Raw genomic sequence first — 15358 nt, 5'->3', positions numbered from 1 at the left:
CGACAGACTGGGGCGGCGTTCAAGGCGTTCGCGAGATCGACAATACGGGACCGCCGCGATCAGCGACCGGCAAGCAGGAGCTCGGCCACCCGGGTGTCGGTCTCGGCGCCCTCGGTGTAGCCGCCGTCGCCGCCGAGCGCGTTCATGATGGCCAGCGTGTAGCGCTCGCCGTCGCCCGCGACACCCACCGAGTTGACCACCCAGCCGTCGGCCTCGGCCGACCAGCCGTTCTTCAGGCCGGGCCGCATGCGCGAGCCCGCGCCCCACACGCCCCAGTGCTGGTTGGAGTCCACCGAGCGCATCCGGTCCAGCAGGTAGGCCAGGTCGTCGGGGTGCATGGTGTCGAGGATGGTGTTCATCAGCCGGTCCAGGTCGGCGGCGGTGCACTTCTGGAACGACCAGTCCGGGAACAGGGCCGAGGCGGTCGGCTGCGGGATCAGCGAGACCATGCCGTACCCGCGGAAGGCGTTGTTGTAGGCCATCCGGTCCAGGCCGATGTACTTGTTCCAGAGGATGTCGGCGGCCTGGTCGTTGGAGGTGGCCAGCATCGATTCCATATTGGCGCGGTCCTCGGGGGACAGGCCGATGGCGCCGACGCGGGCGCGGTTGAGCAGGTCGGCGGCGATGGCCAGCTTGATGGTGGAGGCGGTCCACACCTGGTTCTCGGCGTGTTCGTTGGCGTAGACGCCGCCGGTGTGGCGGTCGCGCAGCACATAGCCCACGACGCCGGGCCTGCCTGCCAGGTAGGCGTCGACGCGGGCGATGCGCGAGCTCATGTCGGCGTCGAATCCGGCGACCTGGGTGAGCGCGGGCGGCGCGGCCTGGGCCGGGGTGACCAGCACGGGCACGCCCGGGGTCAGCACGGCCGCGGCGGCGAGGAGACAGGCGGTAGCTGCGACCCGGGAGACGACGCGGGTGGCGGGGGAACGGTCACGCACGAGAGAACACCCTGGCACACCCGGGCCCCGAAAGCACTACCCGCGGCGAAATCCGATGTGTGACAGTCGCGTTGCGCGGTCAGTGATGGGCCGCGTGCGGGGTGGCGATGGTGCAGCCGTTGAGCCGGTGGCAGTGTTCGAAGGCCTCGCTGTGCCGGTTCAGCGGCCACCAGTGCAGCACCTGGTCGGCGCCGAAGCTGCGGGAATTGATCAGTTCCCAGCGGTCGCCTGCCCGCCGGACGACGAACCCGGCGCGGGGTACCAAGGGGATTACCTGCGCGATCATGAACCGAACCAGCCTTTCGCCCGCGGCCGAACTGTCCCACCCGAACCGCCACGATCCCATGCCCGTCCGGCACCTCCGCGCAGGCGCGACGGGAACGCGTTGCGGTGTGGCCTATTTCACTGACCCGCTGCGGTGGCGGCCCGGGCCCGGACGATTGCGCGGCGGTCGCTGGGCGTATAAACAACGGATGCCGCTGCACCTCCATCGCGCCGAACGCGCCGACGCGCTGGCCGACGGACTGGGGCGGGTACTCGCGGCCACGCCCGCCGATCCGTTCACCGTCGAGGTGGTCGCGGTGCCCGCCAAGGGAGTGGAGCGCTGGCTGGCGCAACGGCTGTCCGGGATGCTCGGCGTGACCGGCACCGGGGACGGCATCGCCGCCAATATCGCCTTCCCCGCGCCGTCGGCCCTGGTGGCCGAGGTGCTGGCCGCGGCCAGCGGGGTAGCGCCCGCCGACGATCCCTGGACCGGCCAGCGGCTGGTGTGGACCCTGCTCGGGGTGATCGACGAGGTCGTCGACCAGCCCTGGGCCGCCGTGCTGGCCCGGCATCTGGGCTTGCCCGGCGCCGGGTACCGGGTCGGGCGCCGCTACGCCACCGCCGCCCACCTGGCGGCCCTGTTCGACTCCTACGCCGCCCAGCGCCCGTCCCTGCTGCTGGACTGGGCGGCCGGGCGCGACACCGACGGCGCGGGCAACCCGGTCCCCGCCGACCTCGCCTGGCAGCCCCTGCTGTGGCGTGCCCTCCGTACCGCCGTCGGCGCCCCGAGTCCCGCCGAACGCCTGGCCGAGGCCTGCGCCCGCCTGCGCGCCGAACCCGCCGCCGTCGACCTGCCCGCCCGCCTGTCGGTCTTCGGCCTCACCCGCCTGCCCGCCGACCAGCTCGCCGTCCTCACCGCACTCGCCGAACACCGCGATGTCCACCTGTGGCTGGCCCACCCCAGTCCCACGATGTGGGCGGCGCTGTCGACCGGGCGCGCGTCGGGCGCCGTGGCCGCCGAACCTGGGCCTGCCGGGACGCCGCTCGGTGGAGCGGGTGTCGGCCACACTGTGGTATCGAGTGACGACGAGGGGCTGGACGACCCGTCCGAAGCGATGTCCGGTGCCGCACCGCTCTCGCGCGCGCGGGACGATTCCGCCGACGCGGTCACCCACCCGCTGCTGGCGGGGCTGGCCCGGGATGTGCGGGAGCTCCAGCAGCGCCTGAATCCGGTGCTGGACAGCGATATCCACCTCGAAGGCGCGACCACCGCGCCGGGTCTGCTAGGCGCGGTGCAGAGCGCGATCCGGGAGGACCGGGCGCCCGTGGCGGGGGTGGTGGCCGACGGCAGTGTCGAGGTGCACGCCTGTCACGGGCCCGCGCGGCAGGTGGAGGTGCTGCGGGATCTGCTGCTGGCCGCCTTCGCGGCCGACCCGGTCCTCGAACCGCGCGATGTGCTCATCATGTGCCCGGATGTCGAGGCGTTCGCGCCGCTGGTGCGGGCCGCGTTCGGTCAGCGCGGGGCGGGCGCGGTGGACGTGCCCGCCGAGGGCGAGCATCCGGCGCACCAGTTGCGGGTGCGGCTGGCCGATCGCGGTCGCGCGGTGACCAATCCGATGCTGGCGGTGGTGCTGGAACTGCTCGAACTCGCCGACGGACGCGTCACTGTGACGCAGGTGCTCGACCTCGCGGCGAGCGAAACCGTGCGCCGCCGCTGCGGTTTCGACGACGACGCCATCGAGCGCCTGCGCGAATGGGCGGCCGAGTCCGGCGCGCGCTGGGGCGTCGGGCAGCGGCAACGCGAGGCGTTCGGCCTGGCCGACTTCGCGCAGAACACCCTCAATGCCGCCGTGGACCGCATCCTGCTCGGCGTCACCGCCGACGAATCCGGGGACGACTGGCTGGATCTGGCGCTGCCGCTCGACGATGTCGACTCCAACGATGTCGACCTCGCTGGCCGCTTCGCCGAATTCGTCGACCGGCTCGCGGTGTGCCTGCGCGATCTGCGCGGCCCGCGGCCCGCCACCGAGTGGACCGCGGTGCTGCTGCGCGCGGTAGAGCTGCTGGCCGATGTCCCCGACGCGCACTCCTGGATCCGCGCCGAGGCCCGCCGCGAGATCGTCGCCGCCACCGAACACGCCGGAGCGACCCCGCTGCGGCTGGCCGATGTGACGGTGCTGCTCACCGGGCGGCTGGCGGGTGGCCCGGGCCGCGCCAACTTCCGCACCGGCGAACTCACCGTGTGCACGCTGGTCCCGATGCGCTCGGTGCCGCACCGGGTGGTGGTGCTGCTCGGCCTCGACGACGACGTGTTCCCGCGTCCCGGCAGCGTCGACGGCGACGACCTGCTCGCACGCGACCCCCTGCTCGGCGAACGCGACGCCCGCAGCGAGGACCGCCAGCTGCTGCTCGACGCCGTCCTGGCCGCCGGGGAACGACTGCTGGTGCTGCACACCGGCGCCGACCCGGTCACCGGCGCGCCGCGCCCGCCCGCGGTCCCGGTGGCCGAACTGCTCGACGTGCTCACCGCCCACGTCGGCGCCGCGGCCATGCCCGCCGTGCACCTGAGGCACCCGCTGCAATCCTTCGACCGCCGCAATTTCGCCCCCGAGCACCCGCGCAGCTTCGACCCCGTCGCGCTGGCCGGAGCACGCGCCGCCGCCCGGCCGCCCCGACCCCGGCCGCCGCTGCTCACCGAGCCGCTGCCCCCGCTGCCGCCCGCCGACGTGGCGCTGACCGAACTCATCGCCTTCGCCGAGCACCCGATCCGCGCCTTCCTGTGGCAGCGGCTCGGCCTGCGCGTCCCCGAGGAGGCCGAGGACATCGCCGACCAGCTGCCGATCGAACTCGACGGCCTGGCCACATGGGACCTCGGGGAGCGCATGCTCGGCGCCCGCCTCACCGGCGCCGACCCAGCGGCCCTGCGCGCGGCCGAATGGCGGCGGGGCACGTTGCCGCCCTTCGCCTTCGGCGCGAAGGTGCTCGACGAGGTGGAGGGCACCGTCGACACCCTGGTCCGCACCGCGCTGCCCGACTACGAGGCGCCCCCGCGCGCGGTCGATATCGCCGTGGATCTCGGCAACGGCCGCACCCTGGCCGGGACCGTCCCCGAGGTGCGCGGCGAGACCCTGGTGCGCACCACCTTCTCCCGGCTGGCCCCGAAACACCGGCTGGCCGCCTGGGTCTCGCTGCTGGCCCTGGCCGCCACCGAGGACCGGTCCTGGCGGGCCGTCAGCACCGGGCGCGGGCAGTTCCGCAGCAGGCCGGTCGCCCGGTCGGTGCTCGTCGCCCCGGAACGTCCCGCCGCGCTGACGATCCTGCGCGATCTGGTCCGCCTGCGCGACGAGGGACTGTGCGAACCGCTGCCGGTGGCCCCGGCCGCCACCGCCGCCTACGCCGAACGGCGGGTGCGCGGCGACAGCATCGCCGACGCCCTGCTCGCCGCCGAACACGCCTTCGACGGCGGGACCAACGGCCCCGACAAATTCGGCGACCACACCGACCGCTACCTGCGCTACGTCTGGGGCCGCGCCCCGCGCTTCGACCGGTTCGCCGCCGACGCCGCCCGCGCGGGTGAGCCGGAGACCACCCGTTTCGGCGCGCTGGCCCGCCGCTGGTGGGCCCCGCTGCTGGCCGCCGAGAGTCAGGGGCAGCCGTGACCGGAACCCTCTCCGCCCCCGCCGCCTTCGACGCCACCGGCCCGCTGCCCGAGGGCACCACCGTGCTAGAGGCCAGCGCGGGCACCGGCAAGACCCACGCCATCGTCGGCCTGGCCGCGCGCTACGTCGCCGAGGCCGGGATCGCGATCACCGAACTGCTGCTGGTCACCTTCAGCCGCGCCGCCACCCAGGAACTGCGCGAACGCACCAGGGACCGCTTCGTCACCGTGGCCGCAGCGCTGGCCGACCCGGACACCGCCCGCGCCCACCCCGACGACCTGGTCCGCGCGCTGGCCGCCACCGACCCCGCGACGATCCGGCTGCGCCGCCATCGGCTGCTCACCGCCCTGGCCGATTTCGACGCGGGCACCATCGCCACCACGCACTCGTTCTGCCAGCGGATGCTCGACGAACTCGGTCTGGCCGGGGAACACGATCCCGGTGCGCGACTGGTGGAATCGGTCGACGAGCTCGTCGCCACCGTCGCCGACGACCTGTATCTGGCCCGCTACGCCCGCGACCGCGCGCCTTTCAGCCTGCGCGAGGCCCGCACCCTGGCGCTGGCCGCCGTGCACGACCGGCACGCCGCGCTGGCCCCGCGCACCGACGGCGCGGCGGGGGAGCGGGTCGTCTTCGCCGAGGCCGTGCGCGCCGAGACCGAACGCCGCAAACGCCGCGCCGGGCTGCGCGATTTCGACGACCTGCTGGTGCTGCTGCACGAAGTGCTCGCCGACCCCGAGCACGGACCCCGGGCCAGAGCGCGCATCCGGCAGCGCTACCGGGTCGCCCTGGTCGACGAATTCCAGGACACCGACCCGCTGCAATGGGACATCCTGCGGCTGGCCTTCCACGACCACGCCACCCTGGTCCTGGTCGGCGACCCGAAACAGGCCATCTACGCCTTCCGCGGCGCGGAGGTGCTCAGTTACCTCGACGCCGTGTCCCTGGCCCGGCACCGCAGCGAGCTCACCCGCAACTGGCGCAGCGACGCGGGCCTGCTGCGTGCCCTCGACCACCTGTGCGGCGGCGCCGAACTCGGCCACCCGGAGATCAGCGTGTACCCGGTGACCCCGACCCGCCCGGCCACCCGCCTGCACGGCGACCCGGAGATCGTCACGCCGCTGCGCCTGCGGGTGCTGCCGCGCACCGGCGCTGGCCCGCGCAATCGCTCGGGGTTCCCGTCGGTCGGCAGGCAGCGGGCCAAGGTGGCCGACGATCTGGCCGCCGACCTGGTCACCCTGCTCGAATCCGGCGCCACCATCGAGGCCAAACCCGAACGCGGCGCGGATCATTCGCTCACCGAGGTCGGTGACGGCCGGGTGCGCAGGCCGATCGGACCCGGTGACATCGCCGTGCTGGTCCGCACCCGGACCCAGATCGACGTGGTCCGCGCCGCGCTGGATCGCGTCGGCGTGGCCTCGGTGCTGGCCGGGGGCACCAGTGTGTTCGCCACCGCGGCCGCCACCGACTGGCTGTGGGTGCTGCGCGCGCTCGAGCAGCCGCATCGCGGCGACCGGGTCCGGCTGGCCGCCTGCACCCCGATCCTGGGGATCACCGCCGCCGAGATCGACGCCGGGGGCGCGGATCTCGTCGGGCGGGTGTCCACCCAGTTGCGCGAGGCTGCCCGGTTGTTCGGCCGCGCGGGCTTCGCCGCGGTGTTCGACAAGCTGGCCACCGAGGCCGATCTCGCGCCCCGGCTGCTGGCCACGGTCAACGGCGAACGCGAACTCACCGACCTGCGTCACCTCGCCCAATTGCTCGACGAGGTCGCCGTTTCCGAAGGGCTCGGGCTCACCGCGCTCACCCGCTGGCTGGCCGACCGGGTGCGCGAGCCGGAGGCGGGCAGCGTCAGTGGACGCAGCCGCAGGCTCGATCGCGATGCCGCGGCGGTCCAGATCGCCACCGTGCACGCCAGCAAGGGACTCGAATTCCCGATCGTGTACCTGCCGTTCGCGTGGGACAGCGCCAAGAACCCGTACCCGGCCACGCTGCTGTTCCACGACGACGACGGCACCCGTGTCCTCGATATCGGCGGCAAGGACGCCCCCGGCTACGGCGAACGCCAATCGCGCTGTGAGGCCGAGGAATCCGGCGAGGAACTGCGCCTGCTGTACGTGGCGCTGACCCGGGCCATGTGCCAGGTGGTCGCCTGGTGGGCACCGGCGGTCACCACCGCGGCGGCCCCGCTGCACCGGATGATCCTGGGCAGGCGGCCCGGCTCGGCCCAGGTGCCGCGCCGCGCCGACATCCCCGCCGACACCGTCGCGGTCCAGCGGCTCACCGAATGGGCGGCCCCGGCGGGCGAGGTCATTGCGGTGACCGCCGTCGACCGTCCCGAGGACGTGGCCCCGCGCCGGGTCCGCACCGAACTGCCCACCGGCGACCTCGCCGTCGCGCGGTTCACCCGGACCCTGGACCAACAGTGGCGCCGCACCTCCTACTCCGCGCTCACCGCGGGCGCGCACGACCTCGCCGGGGTGAGCGAGGGCGAGCCCGAGGACGGCCCCGGCCCCGACGACGAACCCACCGACGCGCCCCTGGACACTGTCACCGGCAGCACCGCGGCACCCTCGCTGATGAACGCCCTGCCCTACGGCGCGGAATTCGGCACGCTGGTGCACGGCGTGCTCGAGCTGGTCGACACTTCCGCCGCCGACCTACCCGCCGAGGTGCGCGCGCAGTGCGCGGCCGCGGTCGAGCACACCATGGCCGAACTCGACGTCGACGTGCTGGCCACCGCGCTGCTCGAAGTCCTGCGCACCCCGGCCGATTTCGGTTCGCTGGCCGCCGTCGCCACCCGCGACCGCCTGAGCGAACTGGAATTCGAGCTCCCGCTCGGCGGCGGCGACACCCCCGGCGCACGCTCGGCGACTATGCACGCCGTGGCCGCCCTGCTGCGCGCCCACCTGCCCGCGGACGACGACCTGCGCGGCTACGCCGACCATCTCGCCGCCCTGCCCGACACCGCGCTGCGCGGCTACCTCACCGGCAGTATCGACGCGGTCCTGCGCGTCCCCGACGCGTCCGGCGAGCACCGCTACCTGATCGTCGACTACAAGACCAACCGGCTGGGCACCGGCGATCTCACCGTCGAGCACTACCGCCGCGAACACATGCTCGCCGAGATGATCCGCTCGCACTACCCGCTCCAGGCACTGCTCTACGCCGTGGCCCTGCACCGCTACCTGCGCTGGCGGCTGCCCGGTTACGACCCGGCCCGGCATCTCGGCGGCGCGCGGTACCTGTTCGTGCGCGGCATGATCGGCCCGGCGACCCCGCCGGGACACGGCGTCTTCGACTGGCATCCGCCCGCCGCGCTGGTGGTGGCGCTGTCGGAGCTGCTGGCGGGAGAGGAGCCGCGATGACTTCGATCCAGGTGGCGCAGCGGGGCACCGGGCTGCTGCGGGTGTTCAACGAGGCCGGGATCCTGTCCGCGGCCGATGTGCACGTGGCGGTGCGGCTGGGCCGGATGGGCCGCGAGGACAGCGAGGACGTGCTCTTCGCCGCCGCCCTGGCGGTGCGCGCGGTGCGCTCCGGCTCGGTGTGCCTGGAACTGGCGCGCATGCGGGAGATCGGCGTCGACGCCGACGAGACCCGCGACACCACCACGGGTCTCGACCCGGCGCTGCTGCCGTGGCCGGACGAGGAGCGGGTGCTGACCGCCCTGCGGCGCAGCCCGCTGATCACCGGCGGCCAGGCCGGGCCGCTGCGCCCGCTGCGGATCGTCGAGGCCGACGCGCAGGGCGGCGCGCTGCTCTACCTCGACCGCTACTACCAGCAGGAACAGACCCTGCGGCGGGTCCTGATCGAACGCGGCGCCGACCATCCGGTCATCGACACCGCGCTGGTGCGCGCCGAACTCGACCGTCTCTTCGCCGACCCGCTCGGCACCGGCCCCGACCGCCAGCGCCTCGCCGCCGCCCTCGCCGCCACCCACTGGACCACCGTCGTCGCGGGCGGACCGGGCACCGGCAAGACCCACACCATCGCCCGCATCCTCGCCCTGCTCACCGCCCACCGGCGCACCACCCCCAAACTGCCCGCGCTGCGCATCGCGCTGGCCGCCCCCACCGGCAAGGCCGCCGCGCGCCTGCAGGAAGCCGTCCGTGAACAGGCCGCCGACCTCGGCCTGCCCGAACTCACCGCCTCGACCCTGCACCGGCTGCTCGGCTGGCAGCGCGGACGCGGCACGAGATTCCGCCACCACGAACACAATCGGCTGCCCTACGACGTGGTGGTGGTCGACGAGACGTCGATGGTGTCGCTGACGATGATGAGTCATCTGTTCTCCGCGCTGCGGCCCGACACCCGGCTGGTCCTGGTCGGCGACCCCGACCAGCTCGCCTCCGTCGACGCCGGTGCGGTGCTGGCCGATCTCGTCGCCGGACCGGTGAGCAGTACCCCGAACCCGGCCCTCGGTGAGCTGCTGGGACCGAGTCTGGCCGTTCAGGGGCTGGAGCCGAGTGCGGCTGGTGCGGCGCCGGGACAGAGTGCGGCCGGTGCGGCGCCGGGACCGAGTGCTGCTGGTGCGGCGCTGGAGCGGAGTGCGGCCGGTCAGGGGCTGGGGCCGACTGCGATCGATGCGGCGCTGGGGCCGAACGCGGCCGCCGCCGGGCGGGGATCGCCGGGCTCGCCCACGGCGGATACCGCTGGTCGGCACGGTGATCCGGACGCGCTGACCGCGCTCGAACAACGTCGGTTGCGGGGCGGGATCGTGCGCCTGACCAAGGGCAGGCGCTTCGGCGGAGCCATCGCGGATCTGGCGGTCGCGGTCCGCGCCGGTGACGCGGACACGGCGCTGGCGATCCTGCGCGCGGGCGGCGACGACGTCTCGTTCCGCGCCCCCGACGACACCGCGGCGGTGCGCGCCGATGTCACCGGTGCGGCCCTCGCGGTGACCGCGGCGGCGGAAGCGGGCGACGCGGTCGGCGCGCTCACCGCCCTGGAATCGCACCGGCTGCTCTGTGCCCACCGCCAGGGCCCGTTCGGCGTGGAACGCTGGGACCGGCTGGCCGCCGACTGGGCCGCCGCCGGGGGTGCGGGACCCGAAGGACCACAGGCGGTCTGGTATCCGGGCCAGCCGCTGCTGGTCACCGCCAACGATCACGAGGCGCGCATCTACAACGGCGACACCGGCGTGATCATCCGGCGCCCCGACGGCTCGCTGCGAGCCGCGCTGCAGCGGGGCAGCGAACCGTATCTGGTGCATCCCACCCAGTTCCCGGCCGTGGTCACCGTGTTCGCGATGACCATCCACCGCAGCCAGGGCAGCCAGTACGACACCGTCTCGGTGGTGCTGCCCGAACCCGAATCCACGCTGCTCACCAGGGAACTGCTCTACACCGCCATCACCCGGGCCCGCCGCCACGCGCGCATCATCGGCACCGAGGAGTCCATCCGCGCCGCGATCGGGCGCCGGGTGCTCCGGGCCAGTGGCCTGTCCCGGAACACCGGCGCCTGATCAGCGCGCCGAACCGCGCGACAGATTCCACGCCCACCACGGATCGCTGTCCAGGTCGGCCAGGATCGGGGTCTCGATCTCGGTGCGCAGCGGCGCGGGGAGATCGCGCAGCGCTGGCAGCACATCGGGGGAGAGCTGCCGCAGATAGCCGGTGTCGAGCCGTTCACCGTCCTGCCAGCGGTCGATATTGCGTTCGGCGACAAGGCGTTCCGGGTTCAGCACCGCGAGCGCGATGAGGGTGCCCAGCGCGGTGCCGATCGCCGCGCGGGAGACCCAGCTCCAGCGCAGCCGCCCGATCGCGACCAGCATGAGCACGTACACCAGACCCACCCACAGCTCGCACAGCTGCACCAGCAGCCGCAGCACGGTGAACCCGTAGGCCTGCTGATAGGTCCACATGCGGCCCAGTGCCGAGCACACGATGATCAGGGTGAGCACGCTCAACCCGCTCAGCAGCACCCGCAGCCACCGCCGGTCGGCCGCGGACTCCTGCGCCGACCAGTGCAGCACGGCCACGATCACGCCCAGTGTCAGGATGCTCACCGCGGACAGCTGCCAGAAACCGCTGCGCGCGTACTGGGCGTAGGTGAGCCCCGCGGTGCGCTGCACATAGTCGTCGCCACCGAACAGCGCCACGAACTGCGCGCCGACGAACGCGGCGAACAGCACCGTCAGCGCGCCGACCGGCAGCACCCACTCCGCCCGCGTCCACAGCCGCCGCGGCCGCGCCGCCGCCGTCGCCGCCGGGGGCGGACCGGCCAGCAGGTACAGCGCCCCCAGCGCCCCCGCGCCGACCATGCCGAACAGCAGGATCCACTGCCACGCCGACGCCCCGTCCACCTCGGGCACCAGCCCGCTCAGCAACCCCGCGAAGGTCGCGTCCGCCCCACCCAGCAGCGGCACGAACACCACCAGCAACGCCGCCGTGGCCGCCACCGACACCCCGTACCGCCGCCAGCCCGCCGCCGCGGGCCGCCGCGCCGAACTCACCCCCGAGAACGCCCACGGCACCGCCCCGAACACGGCCAACGGCACCGCCACCATGTCGTGCGCCATCCCCCGCGCACTCCGCCGCCCCACCACCGCCAGCGACCCCGCCACGATCGCCCCCAGCACACACAACACGAACAACCACCCCGCGGCCCGCACCGCCCCGACCCCCAACAGAATCAGCGCCGCCCCGGCCCACCACGCCCGATCCCACCACCCCGGCCGACCCCCTCCGGCACTGTCGGACGCGACCGACATCCCATCGCCGAGACGCGGCGCGACTATCCGCGAGGCGGCCGATTCCGGCGCCGCCGTGGCGCGCGTCGAGCCGGGAGCAGTGGAAGATCCATCAGCAGCCGCCTCCTCGGCCGACCCCGCGTTGTGCTCCCGCACCGCACTCGGGTTCGCCGCCGGATCAGTGGCTGCCGCCGAGGCGGCGTCGACCCGCACGCCGAGTGGAGCCATTGCGGCGACCGTCGGCGCGGTACCTTCCCGCTGCGGGCCTGCCGCGGCGGGGTTCCCCGTGGCGGTATCGCCGAAGGCGCTCGCGGACGGGTGGATCGCGTCCGCGGACGAATGATTCTCCGGCGCGGTATCTCCCGTGATGGCCGCCGCGTCGTGCGAATCCCGGGCCGGGTTCGCCGTCGCCGCCGGATCCGCGGCCGCTGCTGGGCTGTCGGCCTCGACGCCGGGAGATGCCTCAGCGGTGGCCGAGCCACCGGCCGAGCCTGTGGGAGCGGTCGCTACCGATACGGCAGCGGATTTCGCGCTGGACGGCGCGTCGCCGTCGGTGGCGCGGGTCCTGGCTCGGTAGTCGACCGCGCACAGGGCGGCGGTGACGGCGGTGCCGGTGAGGAGCCAGCCGACGCCGGGGCGGTCGATCGGGAGGACACAGGCGCCGACGATGCCCGCGAAGGCGGCGGCCGGGAGGACGCCCGCCGGGCGGGCGACGCGGTGCCAGCGGGGCGGAACACGGGGGATCGGCGGGGGCGGGGGTGGCATCGGCGGCATGGACGCGCTGGATTGCCGTTGGGCGGCGCGCAATTGGGCGATGCCGCTCACGCGGACCGCGGCCGGGTCCGACCGGTCGGCGGGCTTCGGGGTGTCGAGGACCGCCGTGGCCGTCGGCGCGCTGGGGCCGGTCGACGCGGTTGCCGTGGTCGCCGCGGCGGGCACGTCACCAGCGGCCGGGCTCCCGTCGGTGCCCTTCGACAGCACCGCCGGTCCCGCTTCGGCGCCGCTGGCCCCCGACGCCGAATCGGCCGATGTCGGCTGATCAGGCGCAGTCGCCGGGTCCGAGGCGGCCGGGGTGGCCGCCGGATCGGACGATTGTCGATCGGCGCGTTCGGGTGTGGGTGTTTCGCTCATGGTTCCCCTCCGAGGGATGTGCGGAATCGTCCCCGGACCGGGTGGTCGGGGGCGAAGAGACGAGTTCAGGTGGTGGGCAGGACGACGCGGATGCGGGAGCCGGGGTCGGCGACGGCGATGGTGCCGCCGTGCAGGTCGACCACCCAGCGGGCGATGGCCAGGCCGAGGCCGGTGCCGCCGCCGTCGGTACGGCCGCCGCGGGTGAAACGGTCGAAGACGGTGGCGCGGTCGGACTCCGGGATCCCGGGGCCGTCGTCGGCGATCTCGAGCACCGTCGCGCCGGGCCGGGTACCGGCCGAGACCCGCACCTCGCCGCCGGACGGCCCGTGCCGGGCGGCATTGTCGAGCAGATTGAACAGCACCTGGTGCAACCGCGCCCGATCCGCGTGCACTGTGGCGTCTTCCGGCTCGACCGAGGCGGTGAAGCGCACCCCGCGCCCGAGCGCCGCCGTCATCACCTCGGCCTCGGCGATCACCTCGGCCAGCAGCGGTGCCAGCGGCAGGGTCTCGCGATCGAGGGTGAACGCGCCCGCCTCGATACTGGACAGGTCGAGCAGCTCCGAGACCAGCAGCCCGAGCCGCTCGGTCTGGGCCAGCGCGGTCCGCAGGGTCGCCGGGTCGGGCGCGCTCACCTCGTCGACCAGGTTCTCCAGCACGGCGTGCAGCGCGGTCACCGGCGTGCGCAGCTCGTGCGACACATTGGCGATCAGATCGCGGCGCTGCCGGTCGGCGGCGGCCAGATCGGCGGCCATCTGGTTGAACGCCGTCGCCAGCTGACCCACCTCGTCGCGGGAGGTCGCGCGCACCCGGAAGCTGTAGTCGCCGTGCGCCATCCGCCGCGCGGCCGCGGTCATCTCGCGCAGCGGGCGGGTGATGCCGTGCGCGAGGAACTGCGAGGTGACCAGCGCGATGATCACGGAGGTGAGCGTGGTGAAGGTGGGCAGCCAGCCGATCCGCAGCCAGAAGTAGGCGAACGCCACCGCCCCGGAACACACCATGAGAATGGCGAGTTTCAGCTTGATCGACCGCACCCGGTCCAGCGGCCGGGGCAGCCGGTCGGCGACCCGGTCCAGCAGCGCGGTCATCGCGCGTCCAGCGCGTAGCCGACACCGTGCACGGTGCGGATGAGATCGGCGCCGAGCTTGCGGCGCAACGCCTTCACATGACTGTCGACCGCGCGGGTGCCCGCCGCGTCCGACCAGTCCCAGATGTCCTCGAGCAGCCGCTCGCGCGCCAGCACCGCCCGCGGCCGCTGCGCCAGCCGGGCCAGCAGATCGAACTCCAGGGGCGTGAGCCGTGCCTCGGTCGCGCCCCGCCACACCCGGCGCTGATCCAGATCGATCCGCAGATCGCCCACCACGATGCTGGTGTTCTCGCGCTCGGCGGCCCGCTCCACCCGGCGCAGCAGCGCGTGCACCCGGGCGGCCAGCACCCGCATGGAGAACGGTTTCGTCAGATAGTCGTCGGCGCCGACCCCGAGCCCGACCAGCTGATCGGTCTCGTCGGTGCGCGCGGTGAGCATGAGCACCGGCACCGGCCGTTCGGCCTGGATCCGCCGGCACACCTCCAGCCCGTCGAAGCCGGGCAGCATCACATCCAGCACCACCAGATCGGGTTCCCCCGCGGCGGCCGCGGCCACCGCACCCGGTCCGTCGTGCGCGAGCTCCACCGCGAAGCCCTCGGCGCGCAGCCGCGCCGCCACCGACTCGGCGATCGTCACCTCGTCGTCCACGACCAGGACGCGGCGCACCGCCTGCCCTGTCGCGCCCCCACTGAGTTCCATGGCAGTGACCCTAGCGAGCGGCTGTGGAGAGCTCCGGCGTCAGTTGTGGAGATTCTGTGTGGACCGGTCTCACAGATTCGGGAACAGCCCGGGCAGTTCCATCGCGTAGGCGAGGTCGTCGCGGGTGCCCAGGGTGACCAGCAGCAGCCGGATCATGGTGACCCGGGCCTCCGAGGCCAGCGCCGGATCGGGATCGCTGCCGGGCTCGGTGCCCACCGTCAGCCGGTAGACGATGTACTCGCACACATGCAGCGCCGCGTCCAGATCCAGGGGGCTGGGCGCCGGACGGCCGAGCTCGCCGAAGGTCTTGCGCACCAGATCGCGGATGTCGTCGAGCGCGCGCTCGCGATAGGCCGACACCGGCGAGCCGGGATCGTGCAGTTCGGCGAACAACGGCCGCAGCATCGGCCCGTGCCCGCGCGCCCAGTCCACATAGGCGTCGATGAGCCGGATACCCAGCTGGACCGGTTCGTCGGTGCCGGTCAGCGCCGCCCTGATCCCGCCGACCAGGCCGTCGTTGGACACATCGAGCACCGCGCGCAGCGGCTCGGAGGCATTGCCGAAGTACCGGTAGAAGGTCGGCCGGGCCAGCCCCGCCTGCTCGATGATCTGCGCGACGCTCAGCCCGCGCGACCCGTTGCGGGTGAACACCGCCGCGGTCGCGTCGATGATCCGGGCGCGGACCTCCTCGGCCTGCTCCTCGGTCTGTGGCGGCCGTCCACGACGCACCGCACTCGGATCTGCGGTCATCGCACCTCCCTCACAGCCGCCGGACCTCGACGGAAAGCTTGACACGGCACCGGGCTCGACTATTAATCTAACACTAGTGTTCAGCAAATAGCCGAACCTGCGCGACCGCTCCGCGCGACCCATCTGTTGAGGAGAAGGGCCGACA

At 73.7% G+C, this 15358-nt stretch carries 10 protein-coding genes; 4 read left to right on the top strand and 6 right to left on the bottom strand.

Features of this window, described 5'->3' with window-relative positions; all coding sequences use genetic code 11:
• Positions 1–59: 59 nt before the first annotated feature.
• Positions 60–848, bottom strand: a complete 789-nt coding sequence (locus WA675_RS09595; protein ID WP_336084173.1) for a tat pathway signal sequence — start codon at positions 846–848, stop codon at positions 60–62.
• A 169-nt stretch (positions 849–1017) separates the two neighbouring features.
• Complete coding sequence (locus WA675_RS09590) at positions 1018–1224, bottom strand: hypothetical protein (RefSeq protein ID WP_336083748.1); 207 nt, start codon at positions 1222–1224, stop codon at positions 1018–1020.
• Positions 1225–1411: 187 nt separating this feature from the next.
• On the opposite strand from WA675_RS09590, the gene recC reads away from it, so the two are divergent.
• From recC to WA675_RS09575, 3 genes are read left to right on the top strand one after another with little or no spacing between them, the layout of a single operon-like run.
• Complete coding sequence (gene recC, locus WA675_RS09585) at positions 1412–4861, top strand: exodeoxyribonuclease V subunit gamma (protein ID WP_336083746.1); 3450 nt, start codon at positions 1412–1414, stop codon at positions 4859–4861.
• Positions 4858–8226, top strand: a complete 3369-nt coding sequence (locus WA675_RS09580) for a UvrD-helicase domain-containing protein (protein WP_336083744.1) — start codon at positions 4858–4860, stop codon at positions 8224–8226. The genes recC and WA675_RS09580 overlap by 4 nt, the downstream gene beginning before the upstream one ends.
• Positions 8223–10322 carry an AAA family ATPase gene (locus WA675_RS09575; RefSeq protein WP_336083743.1) on the top strand — a complete coding sequence of 700 codons (2100 nt, stop codon included), beginning with the start codon at positions 8223–8225 and terminating at the stop codon, positions 10320–10322. Before WA675_RS09580 ends, WA675_RS09575 begins: the two co-directional genes overlap by 4 nt.
• Here WA675_RS09575 and WA675_RS09570 read toward each other — a convergent pair whose 3' ends face one another.
• Complete coding sequence (locus WA675_RS09570; protein ID WP_336083742.1) at positions 10323–12374, bottom strand: DUF4173 domain-containing protein; 2052 nt, start codon at positions 12372–12374, stop codon at positions 10323–10325.
• On the opposite strand from WA675_RS09570, the gene WA675_RS09565 reads away from it, so the two are divergent.
• Entirely contained in the window at positions 12364–12588 is a 225-nt protein-coding gene (locus WA675_RS09565) for a hypothetical protein (RefSeq protein ID WP_336083741.1), read from the top strand. The genes WA675_RS09570 and WA675_RS09565 overlap by 11 nt on opposite strands.
• 157 nt (positions 12589–12745) lie before the next feature.
• Here the strand turns inward: WA675_RS09565 and WA675_RS09560 are convergent, their stop codons facing one another.
• From WA675_RS09560 to WA675_RS09550, 3 genes are all read right to left on the bottom strand, one after another.
• The gene (locus WA675_RS09560) at positions 12746–13753 is read right to left on the bottom strand and encodes a HAMP domain-containing sensor histidine kinase (protein ID WP_336084172.1); all 1008 of its coding nucleotides are present in this window, start codon (positions 13751–13753) and stop codon (positions 12746–12748) included.
• An 8-nt stretch (positions 13754–13761) separates the two neighbouring features.
• Positions 13762–14463 carry a response regulator transcription factor gene (locus WA675_RS09555; protein ID WP_336083740.1) on the bottom strand — a complete coding sequence of 234 codons (702 nt, stop codon included), beginning with the start codon at positions 14461–14463 and terminating at the stop codon, positions 13762–13764.
• A gap of 69 nt (positions 14464–14532) precedes the next feature.
• Entirely contained in the window at positions 14533–15213 is a 681-nt protein-coding gene (locus WA675_RS09550) for a TetR/AcrR family transcriptional regulator (RefSeq protein ID WP_336083738.1), read from the bottom strand.
• Between the last annotated feature and the right edge of the window lie 145 nt (positions 15214–15358).

The sequence above is a fragment of the Nocardia sp. SSK8 genome (genome assembly GCF_037034205.1).
Taxonomy (GTDB): Bacteria; Actinomycetota; Actinomycetes; order Mycobacteriales; family Mycobacteriaceae; genus Nocardia.
Note: the sequence above shows the minus strand (reverse complement) of the source record. Positions and strands in the feature narration are given on the sequence as shown.

Bases quoted from the DNA above. Each gene is read 5' to 3' on its own strand.
- WA675_RS09590 (WP_336083748.1), bottom strand. From the start codon at position 1,224: ATGATCGCGCAGGTAATCCCCTTGGTACCCCGCGCCGGGTTCGTCGTC.
- recC (WP_336083746.1), top strand. From the start codon at position 1,412: ATGCCGCTGCACCTCCATCGCGCCGAACGCGCCGACGCGCTGGCCGAC.
- WA675_RS09575 (WP_336083743.1), top strand. From the start codon at position 8,223: ATGACTTCGATCCAGGTGGCGCAGCGGGGCACCGGGCTGCTGCGGGTG.
- WA675_RS09565 (WP_336083741.1), top strand. From the start codon at position 12,364: ATGCCGCTCACGCGGACCGCGGCCGGGTCCGACCGGTCGGCGGGCTTC.
- WA675_RS09555 (WP_336083740.1), bottom strand. From the start codon at position 14,463: ATGGAACTCAGTGGGGGCGCGACAGGGCAGGCGGTGCGCCGCGTCCTG.
- WA675_RS09550 (WP_336083738.1), bottom strand. From the start codon at position 15,213: ATGACCGCAGATCCGAGTGCGGTGCGTCGTGGACGGCCGCCACAGACC.